This is a genomic window from Terrihalobacillus insolitus, assembly GCF_028416575.1.
Classification (GTDB): domain Bacteria; phylum Bacillota; class Bacilli; order Bacillales; family Amphibacillaceae; genus Terrihalobacillus; species Terrihalobacillus insolitus.
In genome coordinates this window covers 173,760-189,035 of the sequence record NZ_JAMQKB010000001.1, presented here as the reverse complement: position 1 = coordinate 189,035, position 15,276 = coordinate 173,760, and the positions used below count along the sequence as shown (strand labels likewise).

Sequence of the window (15,276 nt, the reverse complement as noted above, 5' to 3'; positions counted from 1 at the left end):
TCGAAAATATAGCAAAAAATAGTGCGAAATCAAATTTCGAAGACAAAAATACGGAGAAAAACAAGAAATTTCTGTAGAAAATTGTCGAATAAGGCCAAAAAACGGCAAAAAAGAGGTTCTTTTTTCCTAGTTATTGAAAAACAAAAAATAGATTATCATGTATTGATATGCTATAACTAAATTAAATCAAATAAAGGGGGTATTTCCAGTATGAGTTGCTTGCACTGTAAGGTTATTCAAAAACGACTAGATCAACAGGAACACGCTATTTCCCAGTTGTTAACCATTTTAGCGACAACGAATCGCAAACTTGTAGATTTGGAGAACACACACATTAAAAATGAAATTCTTCATCAACATTCTCCTCGTTTTTTTGTTGCCTCCTCTAGCTCCGATGTTTCCTCGAAATATTCCCCATATAAGTGAGTGACTCATCCCCGGGTTACTCACTTTTCTTTATATAGTTTAGGAAACTATAAAATGATGTGCTTGTCGATAATGATCGACTGGATAGCCACGTCCAACTCTAACGCTAATGCTGTAGTGAGACTTCCTCCACCTCCGTACGATAAGTCAACACTGGAAAAAGTAGGTTCGGTTAAAGATGCGACGCCCAGTCGCAACAACGAACGCACTAACATCCTATAGGCCCACGCTCTTCGTGTTCCCTAGGCCTTCTTCTGAAAATAAGGGCCTCTGAGTCCGCATAGAAATTTAAGCGGACTGAGAGGCCGCTATTTGGCAAAAAACCGTGGTATTGGCGGGTTTAGCGGACTGAGAGGCCCTTAATTGCCGAAAATCCAGCCATAAATAACCCCTTTAGAGCAAATAACGGCCTGTGAGTCCGCTTAACCATAGAAATCATGCCGTTTACTGAAAATAAGGGCCTCTGAGTCCGCTTAAGCATAGAAATCATGCCGTTTACTGAAAATAAGGGCCTCTGAGTCCGCATAGAATTTTTAGCGGACTGAGAGACCGCTATTCGGCAAAAAAACGTGGTATTGGCGGGTTTAGCGGACTGAGAGGCCCTTAATTGCCAAATAGGGTTTTGATGGGTTTGGCTGACACAGGAATCTTGTCATACATAAAAGCTAGTGTTATCATAAATATTGGACTATATAATGAAGATATAAAAAAGATTTGGCCTATAAGAGGAGCGTTTTTTATGCGTGGATTACTGAAGAAAGTCTTTGGAGACGACAATCAGCGTCAATTAAAAACATTGCAACCAATCGTAGATAAAATTGAAGAGTTAGAACCAAACATAGAACAATTATCTGATGACGAGTTAAGACAGAAAACAGAGGAGCTTAAACAGCGCTATCAGAATGGTGAGACACTAGATGATTTGTTGGTGGAAGCCTATGCTGTTGTCCGTTCAGGGGCTAAACGTGTTCTTGGCTTGCGGCCATACCCTGTACAGTTGTTAGGTGCTGTTGCCCTTCATGAAGGAAATATTGCAGAAATGAAAACAGGTGAAGGGAAAACGCTCGCATCCACTATGCCTGCTTATTTAAATGCTCTAACAGGAAAAGGTGTTCATATTGTAACTGTTAATGACTATTTGGCTAACCGTGATGCAAAGGATATGGGACAGTTATTTGAATTCCTCGGATTGACAGTTGGATTAAATGGTAACGGGATGACAAAAGAAGAGAAACGAGCTGCCTATATGGCGGATATCACCTATGGTACGAATAATGAGTATGGCTTCGACTACCTTAGAGATAACATGGTTCTGTACAAAGAACAAATGGTACAACGCCCTCTTCATTTTGCGATTATTGATGAGGTTGACTCGATTTTAATAGATGAAGCACGGACACCTTTGATCATTTCTGGATCAGCACGAAAGTCTGCTAGCATGTACCAGCAGGCCAATTCCTTCGTGCGAACACTAAAACAAGAAGAAGACTTTACCTACGATGAAAAGACAAAGGGTGTTCAATTGTCTGAAGAAGGGATTAACAAAGCGGAGCGTTTCTTTGCTGTAGAGAATCTTTTTGATCTTAAAAATGTGACATTGATTCACCATATTAACCAAGCATTAAAGGCTCACGCTGCAATGCACCGCGATACCGATTACGTAGTGGAAGATGGAGAAGTAGTCATTGTCGACCAGTTTACTGGTCGTTTAATGAAGGGTCGCCGTTATAGTGATGGATTACATCAAGCAATCGAAGCAAAAGAAGGCCTTCAAATTCAAAATGAAAGTATGACGTTAGCGTCCATTACTTTTCAGAATTTTTTCCGTATGTATGAAAAGCTTGCTGGCATGACGGGTACAGCTAAAACGGAAGAAGAAGAATTCCGGAACATTTACAACATGGATGTTATCGCCATTCCTACGAATAAGCCAATTATTCGTGATGACAGACCGGATATGATTTATAAGTCGATTGAAGGGAAGTTTCGTGCGGTGGTAGAGGACATTAAGGAACGCCATCAAAATGGCCAGCCTGTTCTCGTTGGTACGGTTGCAGTTGAAACGTCTGAGTTAATATCAAAAATGTTAAAACGAGCTGGTGTGAAACACGATGTATTAAATGCGAAAAATCATTTTCGTGAGGCTGAAATTATTGAAAATGCTGGTCAGCGCGGTACGGTAACGATTGCAACGAACATGGCTGGCCGAGGAACAGATATTAAACTAGGAGAAGGTGTTCTTGAATTAGGTGGACTAGCTGTTATTGGTACGGAGCGGCACGAATCACGTCGAATCGATAATCAGCTCCGTGGTCGGTCAGGGCGACAAGGCGATCCTGGTGTGACACAGTTTTATCTGTCCATGGAAGATGAATTAATGCGTCGGTTTGGTTCCGACAATATGAGGACCATGATGGAGAAGTTAGGTATGGATGATTCACAGCCAATTGAAAGCAAAATGGTATCGCGTGCAGTTGAATCCGCACAAAAACGGGTAGAGGGAAATAACTTTGATTCACGTAAAACCATTCTTTCTTATGACGATGTATTGCGTCAACAACGTGAAATCATTTATAAACAGCGCTTTGAAGTTATTGACTCTGATAATCTACGAGAAATTATTGAACAGATGATACAGTCTACTGTAGAGCGTATAGTGCATACCCACACACAGGACGAACTGGATGAAAATTGGGAACTCACTTCCATTGTTGAATATCTACACGCAAACCTTTTAGAGCCTTCCGATCTATCGATTGATGAACTAAAAGGGATTGACCAAGATGAGATCATCGATTTGATTATGGAAAAAATAAAGATTCGGTATGACAAAAAAGAAACGGAATTGACCTCTGAGCAGATGCGCGAATTTGAAAAGGTCATTTTGCTTCGAACCGTAGACACAAAATGGATGGATCATATCGATCAAATGGATCAGCTACGTCAAGGCATTCATTTAAGAGCTTATGGACAAAATGATCCGTTGCGCGAGTACCAAATGGAAGGATTCTCTATGTTTGAACAAATGGTTACCGCGATTGAGGAAGAAGTATCGAAATATGTAATGAAGGCACAAATTCGGGAAAACTTAAAGCGTGAAGAGGTTGTCAAGGATGCTCAGGCCGTATCTGGTGGACAAGAAGAAGCCAAAAAAGTACGGAGGCCGTATGTAAAGTCGGAATCAGTTGGCAGAAATGAGCCCTGTCCATGTGGAAGTGGCAAAAAATACAAACACTGTCACGGTAAATAATGTTAGAATGCTTACAAGGTTAGTGTGTCCAAAATGAAAACAAAACGCAATCAATTTTTTGAGGTGACGAAATGGAACTTGCTGAAATAAGAAATGAATTAGATAAAATGACCAGTCGATTAGTGGATTTTAGGGGGTCTCTTTGACTTAGACCAAAAGAAGACCCGGATAGCTGAGCTAGAAGAGGAAATGGTAGATCCCTCCTTTTGGAATGACCAACAAAATGCCCAAAAAGTAATTGGTGAAGTCAATGAACTGAAGGAGCTCGTTCAAACATTTGCTAAACATGAAGAAACACTAGATAATTTACTGGTTTCCTACGAACTTGTAAAGGAAGAAAACGATCAGGATTTGTTTGAAGAGCTGGAATCTGAGGTTCAAGAGTTGACAGAAGCACTTAACCAGTTTGAATTAGTCATTTTGCTAAATGATCCTTATGATCGGAACAATGCTATTTTAGAACTGCATCCTGGAGCTGGTGGTACGGAATCACAGGACTGGGCTAGTATGCTTCTTCGCATGTATACGCGATGGGCAGAAACTAAAAACTTTCAGGTGGATACTTTGGATTATCTTCCTGGTGATGAAGCAGGTGTCAAGAGTGTTACACTATTAATCAAAGGACATAATGCTTATGGCTATTTGAAGGCAGAAAAAGGAGTACATCGTTTAGTACGAATCTCACCATTTGATTCATCTGGCCGCCGTCATACATCGTTTGTCTCCTGTGATGTTATGCCAGAATTTGATGATGATATTGAGATTGACATAAAAACAGAAGATTTAAAGATTGACACGTATCGATCTAGTGGTGCGGGTGGACAGCACGTTAATACAACGGACTCTGCTGTTCGGATTACGCATTTACCGACGAACACGGTGGTCACGTGTCAATCAGAGCGTTCTCAAATAAAAAACCGTGAACAAGCGATGAAAATGCTGAAGGCAAAAATTTACCAGCTTGAAATTGAAAAACAGCAACAAGAGCTTGACAGTATTCGAGGCGAACAGAAAGAAATTGGCTGGGGAAGCCAGATTAGATCATATGTATTCCACCCGTACGCAATGGTAAAGGATCATCGTACGAATGTTGAAACTGGAAACACACAAGCTGTGATGGATGGCGATTTAGATAAATTTATGGATGCCTTCTTAAGGTCAAAAATGGATTAATATGTTAGGGCAACGGTTATGAATGAATCGTTGCCTTTTTGTACATAAAAAGGGTTTGATGGATCCATAAAGTGATTAGGTTTAGAGTGAATTTTGGAAATGAGGTGGATGTATGATTGCTCGTTATCGTCGAAAGCCTGTGCCTCCAGGACTTCTACATATCGTTGAGTTTTCCCTCGTGCTATTGGGATCTTATTTTGTTGCAGTTGCATTTAATGTTTTCCTCTTACCGCACGATGTTGCTTCTGGTGGGGTTGCAGGGATTAGTACGATTACAAGGTCTCTTTTTGGTTGGGAGCCATCGATTGTACAAGCTATGCTAAACGTTCCATTATTCATTGCTGGAGTTGTCATACTCGGGAAAAATTTTGGTATAAAAACATTGGTAGGAACAATCGCTCTTCCTTTTTTTGTGTTTTTGACTAAAGACTATCCAGTAGTAACACCGAACCCACTATTAGGAGCTATATTTGGAGGGATGGGTGTTGGTCTTGGGCTTGGAATTGTGTTTCGGGGGAAAGCCTCAACTGGTGGGATCGATCTAGCTGCTCAGATTTTACATAAATATTTTCCGCTGCCACTTGGCGTTTGTGTCGCACTATTTGATGGGATGATTGTCATTACAGCAGCATTTGTTTTTTCAATTGAAGCAGGGCTTTATGCTCTAATCGGTCTGTTTATAACGAGTCGCACCATCGATTTTGTGCAAGTTGGGCTGAACACATCTAAAAATATTCTCATTATTTCAGACAAAATGGAAGAGGTAAGAACGGCATTACTTTCTGATATCGATCGAGGGGTTACAGTCATAAACGGTACTGGTGGATATACAGATGAAGAACGAAAAATAATCATGTGTGTCGTTGCTCAAAACGAATTCATAAAATTGACACAAACTATAAAAAACATCGATCCCCAAGCGTTTGTTATTGTCATGAATGCAACAGAGGTTTTAGGAGAAGGGTTTAAATCCCATCATTAGGTTAACAAATTGTACCGTTTCACTAAAAAAACAGAGCTCTTCATTGGCAATTTTAGATGGAGGGTTCTGTTTTTTTATGGATTCTTCGACTAATTCTACCAAATTCCACTCCGCTTTCTAAAATAAACCACCATTGAAATGAAAATGTAATAATTTTATGTCTAAAAATAGTGTAAGAAAATGTTATAATAAAATAGAATTATAGAGGATGTTCAAAAAATCACCAAATGATAAGCTTCGCATCTCTTCGTTGGCTTGCTTCTAATTTGTCGACTTTTTGAACACGAACTTAAAGGCACTAAGGAAAATTCGGACAACCTAGAATAACAGAATCCTAATAGATAAAGGTGATTAACAAATGATTGATATGCAGGGAGTATACAAAAAATATCCAAATGGTGTAACTGCTTTAAATGGAGTAGACGTCACTATTGAACAAGGTGAGTTTGTATATATTGTTGGCCCGAGTGGTGCAGGGAAATCAACATTTATAAAATTGATTTTTCGTGAAGTGAAACCAACGAATGGTAAGGTCGTTGTGAATAATGTCAACCTTCAAAAAGTGAAAGAAAAAAGGATTCCTCACATCCGTAGGGATATCGGCGTTGTATATCAAGATTTTAAGCTTTTACCGAAACTAACAGTCTTTGAAAATATAGCATTTGCACTAGAGGTAATCGAAGAAACTCCGAAAAATATTCGGCGTCGTGTAATGGAAGTGCTGGATCTTGTTGGTTTGAAGAATAAAGCTAGATTCATTCCGGACGAGCTATCAGGTGGAGAGCAACAACGTGTTTCCATTGCTAGAGCTATTGTCAATCATCCAAAACTGGTGATAGCGGATGAACCAACAGGTAACCTTGATCCAGATACATCTTGGGGGATTATGAACATATTAGAGGAAATAAATGCAAGAGGTACGACGATTATCATGGCCACCCACAGCAAAGAAATCGTCAACACAGTTAAAAAACGCGTGATTGCAATCGAAGGCGGTTTAATTGTGCGTGACGAACACAGAGGTGAATACGGTTATGAAGTTTAGAACATTTAAAAGGCACTTTAAAGTTGGCTTAAAGAATATATGGCGTAATGGCTGGATGACAGTTGCATCTATTGGTGCTGTCACAACAACACTCATCTTAGTCGGATCTTTCCTTGCGCTCATGATGAATTTAAATCAAGTTGCAAAAAACCTAGAAGAAGACGTGGAAATCAAAACATTTATCGAATTAACAGCAAGCCAAGAAGAAGTGGATGCCTTAGAAGATCAAATCAAAGCAATGCCTGAAGTTTCTTCTGTAACTTTTTCCTCTAAGGAAGAAGAATTAAACAATTTAATAGAAAGTATGGGAGAAGAAGGAAGTTCACTTGAACTTTTTGAACAAGACAACCCTTTAAATGATGTATATGTCGTCAAAACAGAAGATCCACTTGAAACAGTAAATGTTGCAAATAAAATAAATAAGCTTGATTCGGTCTTCAAGGTGAATTATGGGGAAGAAGTAGTTCAAAAATTGTTTACCTTTAATAAATACTCTAGAAACATCGGGTTAGTTCTTATTATAGGGCTCGTATTTACCGCGATCTTCCTAATATCAAATACGATTAAACTGACGATTATGGCTCGTCGGAAAGAGATTGGGATTATGAAGCTTGTCGGTGCTACGAACAGTTTTATCCGTTGGCCGTTTTTTGTGGAAGGCTTATTGTTAGGTGTGTTAGGAACCGTCATTCCCATAACAGTTGTTATTGCAGGATATTATTATCTCGACAAAAATGTGAATGATTTAATAACGATGAATTTTGTTGAATTGTTACCATTTAATCCGTTTGCCTGGCAGTTATCGCTATTAATTCTTGCAATTGGTGCCTTTATTGGGGTATGGGGAAGCGTGATGAGTGTTCGGAAGTTTCTTAAAGTATAAGAGGAAGTTTAAAAGTAGACTAGATTCATAGATTTGCAGTGGGGGAGGAGAAATAATAGATGAAACGGATTCTTAACACAGTAATAACCGCCATAATGGTATTGGGACTGTTTACAGTAGGGACTAAGCCAGTTGATGCTGAAGGAATGGACGAAATAAACAAGAAATTAGAAGAACTGGAAAAGGAACAAAATGAGGTAGATAGTCAATCAGACGACATTAATGACAAGTCGGATGATACAGAATCTAAAATGAATGAAAATGTGCAACAACAAGAAAAAGTAAACAATGAAATAGCCCAAATTAACCGTCAACTAGAACAAACGGAAAAGGAATTAAATACAAAAGAACAAGAAATTGAGCAGACAACAAAGAATATCGAACAACTGAAAAAAGATATTGCAGAACTAAAAAAGCGTATCGCAAAACGGGAAGAATTATTGAAAAACCGTATTCGTGCTTTACAACAAAGCGGCGGGGATATTAGTTACTTGGAAGTATTGATGGGTGCTCAAAGCTTTGGTGATTTTCTTAATCGAGCTGCAGCAGTAACGACAATTATGGATCAAGACAAAACAATTATGGAAACACATAGGGCAGAAAAACAAGAACTCGAAACAAAACAAAAGGACCTTGTCGATAAAAAGCAGTCATTAGTAAAAAAGAAGGAAGAACTTGATACATTGAAAGCTAGTTTGGCTAGTCAACGAAAGCAAAAAAGCGATCTAGTTGCACAATTAAAAGACAAATATGAAGAATTAGAAGAATTTAAGATGTCGCTTCAGGAAGAGCAAGAAATATTAAGAGGGCAGGAAGCTGCAATTAAAAAGGCAATGGAAGCAGCTAAAAATGAAAAAAATAGGTTAGAGCAGCTTGCAGCAGAGAGAGAAAGACAGAAGAAAGAACAGCAACAAAGTAATGGTGGATCCTCACCAAGCTCAACTCCAGCTAGTGGAGGAAATGGTCTCATTGGCTGGCCGACTTCTGGATATGTAACAAGTCCTTTTGGCCCTCGTGGAGCTGAGTACCACCAAGGGATCGATATTGGAAATGCTACGGCTAGGCAAGGTGGAGATGTTCCGATTCGAGCTGTAGCAGATGGTATCGTTTCTCGCTCCTATACATCAAGTTCCTATGGGAATGTTGTTTTCATTACACATTATCTAGATGGTCAGATATATACCTCTGTTTATGCTCACATGAAGTACACACCGCTTGTTGGAAATGGTGCCACAGTGAAAAAGGGGCAACAACTTGGGGTTATGGGAGCAACTGGAAATGTGACTGGTCCACACCTACACTTTGAATTCCACCGCGGTCAGTGGAACTATGCGAAAAGTAATGCAGTAAACCCATACAACTATTTACCGTAAAGTTATAGACATGAATTGGACAAGTTTGGCATAAACTAAAATAGTGTTAGGCATCGCACGTTACGGTGTGGTGCCTTTTTGCCATACATACTAGAATAAGTACAATCGAAATTGACTGAGGTGAAACAATGATGACAATTAAAAAGCAATACATTGTGCTTATGTTAGTTGCTGCTGTAATCGTTGGGGCGGTCGGGTCCTACATTGGGATTCAGTTAGCACAACCAAATGCAGAACATATAACAGATGACAATGCTTTGGAACAACAAAGAAATGATTCAAAAAATTTCGGGGATATGAGCCCAGAAGAACAGCAAGAATTTTTAGGAAGTGCATTGGGCATGGAGGAAATGTCCAAAGTCATGCAAGCCTATACCGTTATCAAGGATAATTATGTAGAAGAAGTGGAGCAAACCCAGTTGGTTGAAGGTGCCATTCAAGGGATGCTCGACTCTTTGGAAGATCCATACAGTGTCTTTATGGATAAGAAAACGGTAGAACAATTCAATGACTCGATCGAATCTTCCTTTGAAGGTATTGGAGCAGAGGTAAGTATGGTCGAGGGTAATGTAACGATTATTGCTCCGATCAAGGGATCGCCAGCTGAAAAAGCAGGTTTGAAACCAAATGATCAAATTCTTCAAGTGAACGGAGAAAGTTTAGAAGGGTTAGATCTTTATGAGGCAGTCATGAAAATTCGTGGAGAAAAGGGGTCTGAAGTAAAGCTACAAATTGAGCGACCAGGTGTTAGCGAACTACTTGAAATCCCGCTCGTTAGAGATAATATCCCTCTAGAGACTGTTTACAGTGATACGAAAGAAGTGAAAGGTAACAAGGTCGGTGTCATTGAAATTACCTCCTTCTCTGAGAAGACGGCTAAAGATTTTAAAAAAGCATTAAATAAACTTGAAAATGATGGCATAGAGGGTCTAGTACTTGATGTTCGAGGAAACCCAGGTGGGCTCCTTTCAACGGTTGAAGAAATATTGAAAGAGTTCATCCCTAAAGAAGATCCTTACGTACAAATTGAAGATAGAAATGGGAAGAAGGAGCGTTATTTTTCAGAGTTAGATGAGAAAAAGGACTACCCCATTACCGTTTTAATTGATGAAGGAAGTGCATCTGCTTCTGAAATACTAGCTGGAGCAATGAAAGAGGCTGGTGGATATGATATTGTTGGGACGACAAGTTTTGGAAAAGGTACGGTCCAGCAGACGATTCCAATGGGAGATGGAAGTACGATTAAATTAACTCTTTTTAAGTGGCTTACTCCTGATGGGAACTGGATCCATAAGAAAGGCATTGAACCAACAATAGAAGTTAAACAACCTGACTATTTTTACGCAAACCGAATGCAAATCGAGGAAACGCTAAAATATAATAGTAATGGGGATAAAATCAAAAATATACAAATAATGTTAAGAGGGCTCGGGTACGACCCAGGCCGTGATGATGGTTACTATAGTCAACAAACGATGGAAGCTGTAAAAGCATATCAACAGGATAACGGACTAGATGTAACAGGTGAAGTGGACAAAAATACTGCAGGAAGCATAGAAGCAACAATTTTAGAAAAAGTAAGAGATGAACAAAATGATAAACAATTGCAAGGAGCGCTTGATGCTCTATTTCAATAGAAAAATCCGTGGGAAGAGATTCTCACGGATTTTTCATGGTTCTATTATTCATCCTATCTGATACTGATCCTCGTATAAGAGGTTGTTCAAAAAGTCACCAAATTATAAGCTGCGCATCTCTTCGTTGGCTTGTTTTTCCGGTGCTCATGTAGGTTATGTCTACACTGCGCTCCTCAAAACTACGCCGCCTCGACCTGCTTGCTTCTAATTCAGCGACTTTTTAAACACGCACTATAAGAAAAAATCCGTACAGCAAGGCTGGATTTAAGAAATGTCTTGATTGTTGCAGGAGAATGACGCTAAATATCGAATTTAACTATACATGTGGTTATTGCATCGGAGGGGGATCGTGATGGTGGAGGTATGGTTCGTTGAAATTGCCAGAGGTATTGGCAAAATGTTTCTCAATCCATTGTTTTATTGGGCTTTACTCTTTGCTCTACTAATCTCTCTTAAAAGGATTAAACGGGAACGAGAGAATTTTGGAACAAAGGTTTTCAATATATTAACTGAAATGAAACGTACTTGGCTCGTTTCTTTACTAGGTGGAATGGTTATATCCCTTTTGGCTATTGGCGTTGGTATTGTTTGGACAATTCCATTAATTGTATTGTTGGCTCTTGTTACGCTCGTTCTTAGCCTTTCCTTTAAGTGTATGTGGCTTTCACCTGCCTACACATTTGGGATAACATTTTTTTTACTTTTGTTTCTGCCAAAGCTGATTGCAGGAAATGTTTCTACATTCTGGATCGAGGGACTAGAAAGTGCGAACCTTTCCGGATTTACATTATTATTAGGAATGTTCATCTTAATTGAATCCTATTTACTATTAAGCTTCAAGCGCAATGAAACGTTTCCTGAACTAGTAAAAGGAAATAGAGGGAAATGGGTTGGACAACATCGCTTAAAAAAGTTGGCCATTATTCCCTTTTTTGTATTAATCCCTGGTAATGCGATCGAATCTATCATTCCATGGTGGCCGTATTTTACCATTCATGAAGAAAGCTATCAAGTCATGCTGATCCCTATGTTGACTGGGTTTGAATTTGTTGTACAAGGGAGTAAACCGATTAGAGCTGCTAAAAACATTGGACGATATGTCTTTTTACTTGGTCTGATCACGATTGTTATCGCATTATCGAGTGTATATGTATCCATTTTTTCCATGGTGGCGGTTGTAGTGGCTTTACTAGGTAGAGAGTTCATTGCATTAAAGCACCGTTTAGAGGATCAGAAGCACCAACCCCTTTTTAGTCCTACACTAAGTGGAGTAACGGTGTTAGGAATTATTCCAGGTACACCAGCAGAACGGTTGGGATTAATGATTGGAGAAAAAGTAGAGAAGGTAAATGGGAAATTGGTTACAAATGAAAAAGAATTTTATGAAGCACTCCAAGAAAATAGTGCATTTTGTAAACTAGAGATTCGGGATGATATGGGAGAATTAAAATTCGCACAACGAGCCATGTATCAAGGCGATCATCATGAGCTAGGCATTTTATTTGCAAAGGAACAATACAAAAGGAAGAAAAAGAAATCTGAATTAGAGAAGGAAAAACAAACCCCCTAGCAATATCTCGCTAGAGGGGTATTCTTATGCTTTCATTTGTAATAATATGTTCAAGCATTATACAGAGTCGGACAGGTACACTCAATTTTCTTTTTTAATTCAATGCTTTTGAGGAATATTCTATAATAAAAACTTGAAAAAAGTATGAATTAGACCTTTTACTTTAAATTATTTTTCATAAGGTTTGAGGTTCCTTCGTTTTTTATTAAAATTTTTGCAACGACGGGGGAGAAAATACATGTCAAAATAGTAATGGTAATCAGTTGGGCATTTATAGTTGGCATTAATACAGTGTATCGATCATTTCCAAGTGATGATAATATTGGGACGATGAACAGGCTTGTGCTTCCCGTTGAACCTAATGCAATACCTAGTATCGCTTCATCTTTGGAAAAAAGGAGGAATAAGAGGAAAATTAGTACTCCGCTGAATAAGACAATTATTGCAATGATCAATCCACCTAATTGAGAGTTGACTAAATCATAGATTTGAAAATGTGATCCGACGGAAAAGGCAAAAAATGGTATAATAACGGGAATCATCGTTTTAAACAGATGTTGTTGCCCTTCAACTAAAAAGCCTACTCCGATACCTAAAGCGAATGGAATAATCATTGAAAAGTAGTCATTCAATGATGTAGTAATCATTCCGCTAATATCTAAAAGAAGTAGTGTGACAAGAGGTGTTTCTAGCAATAGAAACCAAGGCAGTGAATGGAGGTGAGCAGGTCGGCCGAATTGAAGAACGATTGCAATGTACATTGCGATGTTCGACTGTGTAAGAGCAATCAACAGGACCAAAGGAGTGATTCCGAAAACTCCCTTAACTCCAAAGAAATATAAAATCGAAAGGGCCGCTAGACTTCCTACTGCAATTTTAAGAATGATTAAAATCGCCCCCGTTTTCCAAGTTTTTAAGCTTTGCTTCAAATGAAATTGAGTGCCGACGAGGAAAAATAAAAAGCCCAAAAGGACAAGATCACCGTTATTAAAAAGAGAGGTTGTCAAACCGCCGATCTCAAAAAATTCTGGAACATATGTATTGATCATTATTGCCGAAAGGAGAGGTACTACCATTAGTCCCCCAGGAATTACATGAAACAATTTTTTAATAAATAATCGAATATCCATAAGCACCTCTTTAAAAACTGATTTTTGATTTCTCTAAAAAGAATATACTGCTTTTTATGTTATTTCAATGATTTTTTATAAGCGTAAATGAAATCTCCTTTAAAAAGGTGAGAAGATAGATCTGTGTTGCAGATCCATAAGTTTATTCATAGGCTTGGAGTAAAAAGTTGTACTACCTATTATTTATACAAAATATTTAATTAAAGGATAATAAAGGATAAAATCGATGACAAAGGTGTGCCGCTCATATTCGAAGTTATTGGAGTATCAAGAAATACAGTTAGTCTAGTATTCAGAATAAAGCCCTTAGCTGGACAAGTATAGCAAATGATATTATGGGAAAGCTAATTGAGATATTGCTATAGGAGGGAGCCACTATGAAGGATAAAATCAACGCTTGTTGCACAAACATAGAGAGTGCAGATTCAAAAGAGGCAATTCAAAAAGAAGTAGATGAAATCAAAGGCTGCTGTAGCTCGATGGAACCAGAAAAAGCAACAGAAATTCAATCATGCTGTACGAATATTGAGAACTCAGAATCAAAGGATGAGATCAGCAAGGAAATTGAAAAAATCAGAGGTTGCTGTTCCTAATCTAAAGAAAAGAGGCTGTCCAAAATTTTGGTCAGCCCCTTTTTAATCTTTATTCTTTCTTCTTCTTTTTCTCTTGTTTATCTAATATTCAAGCAAACTTTAGCTGTTTTGATTTTTCATAATTTAAGAAGCTAAAGGCTCCGATGATTGCTACGATTACCGCAACAATGTATAGTAATTCAGCCACAAATGATTCACTCCTATGTTAGGAAATATTTAACTAGGTGTCATTCGTTGCACCTCTTTATAAATTTCTCCACTTAAATAGTTTTATTCTTTGTTCTATATTTACGCAATGCTAGTGATGAGTATTGAATATAAACATTGCGAGTGTTTTAAAAATGGATTATTCATATATTTCAGAAAATAGCCGAAATTTTTTTGAACCATCACACTTTCTCCACATTTATATGTTAAATTTGAATAAAATTAATTAGGAGGATGTTAAATGAGTTGGGTACTTTTATTACTTTTAGCTTGTCCGCTTATGATGCTATTCTGTATGAAGGGGATGTCTTCAGGGAATAAAGAGGAAAAAACAGCAAATCAAAATGCTGTACAGCAAGGTAATCAAGGAAATGCGAGTGAAGTTGAAGCTCTTCAAATTAAGATGGCAGTGATCATGGAACAAAACCATGAGCTAATGAACGAAATAAAGTCAATAAAGGGAGAAAAGGCGAAAAAGGAAATGGTGATGGAAGGGTCGTCTTCTGAGCCTGAGAATGAAGAAACTGTCAATGAAGTAGAAGAGGTAGTTACTGAAGGTGAAGTAGAGAAAATAGCAGATACGAAGGAAAAAGCGAAAAAAGTACCTGAACTTAAAGTCGTAAAGAAAAGTGCTGACGAAGAAAATAAGGAAGAAAATGCTTCCTAAAATAAATGTCTATAGGCCCTGTAAATCAAAATTTGTTTTAAAGGTCTAACTAAATTCATTTGGAGGAATTTATTTGGCTGGAAACGTGAGGTGATAGATGGTGGGATTGTTGTTCCCTTTTGTTTATGATTTTTTTATGAAGCCTAGAGGCGGGGAAGTCCAAAAAGATTAGAAAAATTCTTTTAGAACAAGCAAAAGGCAAGAGTGAGCAAACCCAATGCGAAATTGTTATTATTTGAACAAGTGAAGATGGAACATTCCTTTTTAGCAAAAATGCAGAAAACTCTAACACCATTTTGGAAGCGAATTTGTGATGAAAAATCACAATTAGAGAAGGAAA

Annotated in this window: 13 protein-coding genes; 11 read left to right on the top strand and 2 right to left on the bottom strand. The window is 38.2% G+C overall.

The genetic code is table 11. The features are described from left to right. The first annotated feature begins 210 nt into the window (after positions 1–210). Positions 211–426: a hypothetical protein gene (locus NC797_RS00930; RefSeq protein WP_272434717.1), complete on the top strand. Its 216-nt coding sequence runs from the start codon at positions 211–213 to the stop codon at positions 424–426. Positions 427–473: 47 nt separating this feature from the next. Here the strand turns inward: NC797_RS00930 and NC797_RS00925 are convergent, their stop codons facing one another. Continuing rightward, entirely contained in the window at positions 474–641 is a 168-nt protein-coding gene (locus tag NC797_RS00925; RefSeq protein WP_272434716.1) for a hypothetical protein, read from the bottom strand. Positions 642–1,165: 524 nt separating this feature from the next. Between NC797_RS00925 and secA the strand changes: the two genes are divergently transcribed. The 8 genes from secA to NC797_RS00885 all read left to right on the top strand — a co-directional run bounded on the left by secA (position 1,166) and on the right by NC797_RS00885 (position 12,339). Beyond that, a complete protein-coding gene (secA, locus tag NC797_RS00920; protein WP_272434715.1) occupies positions 1,166–3,676 on the top strand; it encodes a preprotein translocase subunit SecA in 2,511 nt (836 codons plus the stop codon). A 71-nt stretch (positions 3,677–3,747) separates the two neighbouring features. Further along, positions 3,748–4,849 (top strand): peptide chain release factor 2 gene (prfB, locus tag NC797_RS00915; protein ID WP_272434714.1). Its coding sequence is split into 2 segments (ribosomal slippage): positions 3,748–3,819 and positions 3,821–4,849, totalling 1,101 coding nucleotides; the frame shifts between segments, so codons are not numbered across the junction. Positions 4,850–4,961: 112 nt separating this feature from the next. Next, the gene (locus tag NC797_RS00910; RefSeq protein WP_272434713.1) at positions 4,962–5,831 is read left to right on the top strand and encodes a YitT family protein; all 870 of its coding nucleotides are present in this window, start codon (positions 4,962–4,964) and stop codon (positions 5,829–5,831) included. Positions 5,832–6,189: 358 nt separating this feature from the next. After that, the gene (gene ftsE / locus NC797_RS00905; RefSeq protein WP_272434712.1) at positions 6,190–6,876 is read left to right on the top strand and encodes a cell division ATP-binding protein FtsE; all 687 of its coding nucleotides are present in this window, start codon (positions 6,190–6,192) and stop codon (positions 6,874–6,876) included. Continuing rightward, complete coding sequence (ftsX, locus tag NC797_RS00900) at positions 6,866–7,759, top strand: permease-like cell division protein FtsX (RefSeq protein WP_272434711.1); 894 nt, start codon at positions 6,866–6,868, stop codon at positions 7,757–7,759. Before ftsE ends, ftsX begins: the two co-directional genes overlap by 11 nt. A 59-nt stretch (positions 7,760–7,818) precedes the next feature. Next, positions 7,819–9,132 carry a murein hydrolase activator EnvC family protein gene (locus tag NC797_RS00895; RefSeq protein ID WP_272434709.1) on the top strand — a complete coding sequence of 438 codons (1,314 nt, stop codon included), beginning with the start codon at positions 7,819–7,821 and terminating at the stop codon, positions 9,130–9,132. A gap of 131 nt (positions 9,133–9,263) precedes the next feature. Then, the gene (locus NC797_RS00890) at positions 9,264–10,769 is read left to right on the top strand and encodes a S41 family peptidase (protein ID WP_272434708.1); all 1,506 of its coding nucleotides are present in this window, start codon (positions 9,264–9,266) and stop codon (positions 10,767–10,769) included. Positions 10,770–11,121: 352 nt separating this feature from the next. Beyond that, positions 11,122–12,339, top strand: a complete 1,218-nt coding sequence (locus tag NC797_RS00885; protein ID WP_272434707.1) for a PDZ domain-containing protein — start codon at positions 11,122–11,124, stop codon at positions 12,337–12,339. 158 nt (positions 12,340–12,497) lie between these two features. Here NC797_RS00885 and NC797_RS00880 read toward each other — a convergent pair whose 3' ends face one another. After that, complete coding sequence (locus NC797_RS00880) at positions 12,498–13,469, bottom strand: 2-keto-3-deoxygluconate permease (protein WP_272434705.1); 972 nt, start codon at positions 13,467–13,469, stop codon at positions 12,498–12,500. A 377-nt stretch (positions 13,470–13,846) separates the two neighbouring features. Between NC797_RS00880 and NC797_RS00875 the strand changes: the two genes are divergently transcribed. Together NC797_RS00875 and NC797_RS00870 are read left to right on the top strand one after the other, a co-directional pair. Continuing rightward, positions 13,847–14,062 carry a hypothetical protein gene (locus NC797_RS00875; RefSeq protein ID WP_272434704.1) on the top strand — a complete coding sequence of 72 codons (216 nt, stop codon included), beginning with the start codon at positions 13,847–13,849 and terminating at the stop codon, positions 14,060–14,062. Between the two features lie 448 nt (positions 14,063–14,510). After that, complete coding sequence (locus NC797_RS00870; RefSeq protein WP_272434703.1) at positions 14,511–14,936, top strand: DUF2933 domain-containing protein; 426 nt, start codon at positions 14,511–14,513, stop codon at positions 14,934–14,936. The last annotated feature ends 340 nt before the right edge of the window (positions 14,937–15,276 follow it).